We start from the raw sequence: 2,721 nt of genomic DNA on the forward strand, positions 1-2,721 counted from the left end.
TAGGATATTTTTGGATCAATGCACTCATACGTGAATATATTGGCATATTAGTTATGCACAAGTGGAAACATATTTTGTTTATTATGTTTGTCTTTCTGATGATGACTGGGCTATTTTGGTTTAGTCAGCACTTGGACAACAATGGGATATTTTCGTTTTAAATAGATTATGTTAAAGCGGTGCGTTGATTTCGGCAAAGCTTTTTAAATAAAACACATCCTTTTTCGCAAGAGCGTGTGTATTTTTTTTATTTTATGCTATTATCATTTTATGATGAAAAAGCAAAAGGAGTTTAAATGAATGAAAAGACGTACAGCACGTGAAAAAAGCCTGCAGGCACTTTATCAAATCGATATGAGTGGAGCAACCCCAGAAGAAGCGATCCAAAATGTATTAGAGGGCGCTCCAGTTGATGAATATTTACAAAACAGTGTGATGGGTACGACTTCTCACTTAGAAGAGATTGACCAAGTCGTTAAGGATAATCTTGAGAATTGGTCATTTGATCGTTTAGCGAAAGTTGATCGAAATATTTTACGATTAGCGGTATATGAAATGAAATATGTGGAAGATGTGCCTGATAAAGTGGCAATCAATGAAGCAGTAGAGCTAGCTAAGCATTTTAGCGATGAGCGCTCAAGCAAATTTATTAATGGTGTATTATCACGAATTAAAGATTCGATATAATAACGAATGATTAACAAGGGGGAAACAATCATGACAGCAACAATCATCGATGGTAAACAAATTGCGAAAGATATTCGTCAAGAATTAAAGGGAGAAATTGAAACGTTAAAGCAAAAAGGAATCACTCCAGGCTTAGCGGTTATTTTAGTCGGGGAAGATCAAGCATCACAAACGTATGTTAGAAATAAAGATAAAGGTTGTGCAGAGGTAGGAATCCATTCAGAAATCTATCGCTATCCGGCTGATCTTACAGAAGTGGAATTGCTTGAAAAAGTGCAAGAGTTGAACGAGGATGAAAATATTCATGGCATTCTTGTTCAATTGCCATTACCTTCTCATATTTCAGAAGACAAAGTGATTGATGCGATTGCTCCTGAAAAGGATGTAGATGGCTTTCATCCAGTCAGTGTAGGTAAGATGTCAATCGGGAAAGAAGCGTTCTACTCTTGCACGCCTTATGGCATCATGAAAATGCTTGAAAAAGAAAATATTTCTTTAGAAGGCAAGCATGTCGTTGTTGTTGGTCGCAGTAACATCGTTGGTAAACCAGCCGCATTACTTTCTTTAAAAGAGAGCGCGACAGTGACGGTTTGTCATTCGAGAACGAAAGACCTTTCTTCTTTTACAAAGCAAGCAGATGTAGTGATCGCTGCTGTTGGTAAAGCGAAATTTTTAAAGGCGGAAGATTTCAAGCCAGGAGCGATTGTGATCGACGTTGGAATGAACCGCGATGAGAATGGCAAGCTTTGTGGCGATGTTGATTTCGAAAGTGCTAAAGAAGTGGCAGGTGCGATTACACCAGTTCCAGGTGGTGTAGGTCCAATGACAATTACGATGTTATTGTTTAATACCGTGCAATCTGCGAAACAAAAAGCAGCGATGGTGGCATCTAAATAAGCAGTTTGAAATGTCAAAGCTGCCTCCCGAACATGTTATAATGGGGAGGCAGCTTTTTAGCTTGACCAAAAAAGGTGGAATGGAAGATGGATGTTCAACGCTATTTAACAGTTAAAGCGTTAACGAAATACATAAAACGAAAATTCGATGCCGATCCACATTTGACCAATGTGCTTGTTAAAGGAGAAATCTCTAACTTTAAAATGCACTCTAGCGGACATATGTACTTTACTTTAAAAGATGATCAGGCTCGGATGTTGGCGGTTATGTTTTCCTCCGCCAATCGATCGTTAAAGTTTAAGCCAGAAAACGGAATGCAAGTGTTAATCAAGGGAGATATCACCGTTTATGAAGCAGGCGGTCAATATCAAATGTATGTGAAGGCGATGCAGCCGGATGGAATCGGTGATCTCTATCTAGCGTTTGAACAGCTAAAAAAACGGTTGGAAAAAGAAGGATTGTTTGATGCTGACAAAAAACGCCCACTACCTGTCTATCCTAAAGTGATTGGGATTATTACCTCACCAACAGGAGCAGCTGTGAGAGATATTATAACAACGATTAAAAGGCGTTATCCAGTTGCCCAAATGCTCGTCTACCCAGCCCTTGTTCAAGGAGAGAACGCCGCTCCTTCGATTGTATCAGCGATTGAAAAAGCTAATGATGATGGTCGGGCAGAGGTGTTAATTGTTGGACGTGGGGGCGGCTCGATTGAGGAACTTTGGGCCTTTAATGAAGAACAGGTAGCTTTAGCGATTAGCGCCTCACAAGTTCCTGTTATTTCAGCTGTCGGTCATGAAACAGATGTCACGATTGCTGATTTTGTTGCGGACATGAGGGCACCGACACCAACAGGGGCAGCAGAGCTTGCTGTACCGCATATCGAAGAAGTTGTCGAAAAAGTAGTTACAAGAAAAACACGTTTAATTCGAGCGATGTCAGAAAAGATTCGGCGGGAAAGAAAACGATATGAAACCGTCAAAAGCTCTTATATTATGCGCAATCCAGAGACGTTGTATCGTCAACAAGCGGAACGACTCGATCGATTAACTGAAAAATTGGTTAAAGAACAGGCTCTTTACTTGAAACAGACTCATATTCGAATCAATGAGCTGACCAATCGTTTACAAAGAAGCC

General features: G+C 39.9%; 3 protein-coding genes. All 3 read left to right on the forward strand.

Annotated elements, in window-relative coordinates:
* Positions 1–300: 300 nt before the first annotated feature.
* The gene (nusB, locus tag CEF22_RS07605) at positions 301–687 is read left to right on the forward strand and encodes a transcription antitermination factor NusB (RefSeq protein ID WP_100402378.1); all 387 of its coding nucleotides are present in this window, start codon (positions 301–303) and stop codon (positions 685–687) included.
* A gap of 30 nt (positions 688–717) precedes the next feature.
* Complete coding sequence (gene folD / locus CEF22_RS07610; protein WP_100402379.1) at positions 718–1,584, forward strand: bifunctional methylenetetrahydrofolate dehydrogenase/methenyltetrahydrofolate cyclohydrolase FolD; 867 nt, start codon at positions 718–720, stop codon at positions 1,582–1,584.
* Positions 1,585–1,670: 86 nt separating this feature from the next.
* The coding region (gene xseA / locus CEF22_RS18675) for an exodeoxyribonuclease VII large subunit (RefSeq protein ID WP_198508041.1) at positions 1,671–2,721 on the forward strand (1,051 nt) is incomplete at its 3' end.

Origin of the sequence: Bacillus sp. FJAT-42315, assembly GCF_002797375.1 — a bacterium.
Classification (GTDB): Bacteria; Bacillota; Bacilli; order Bacillales; family Domibacillaceae; genus Bacillus_CE.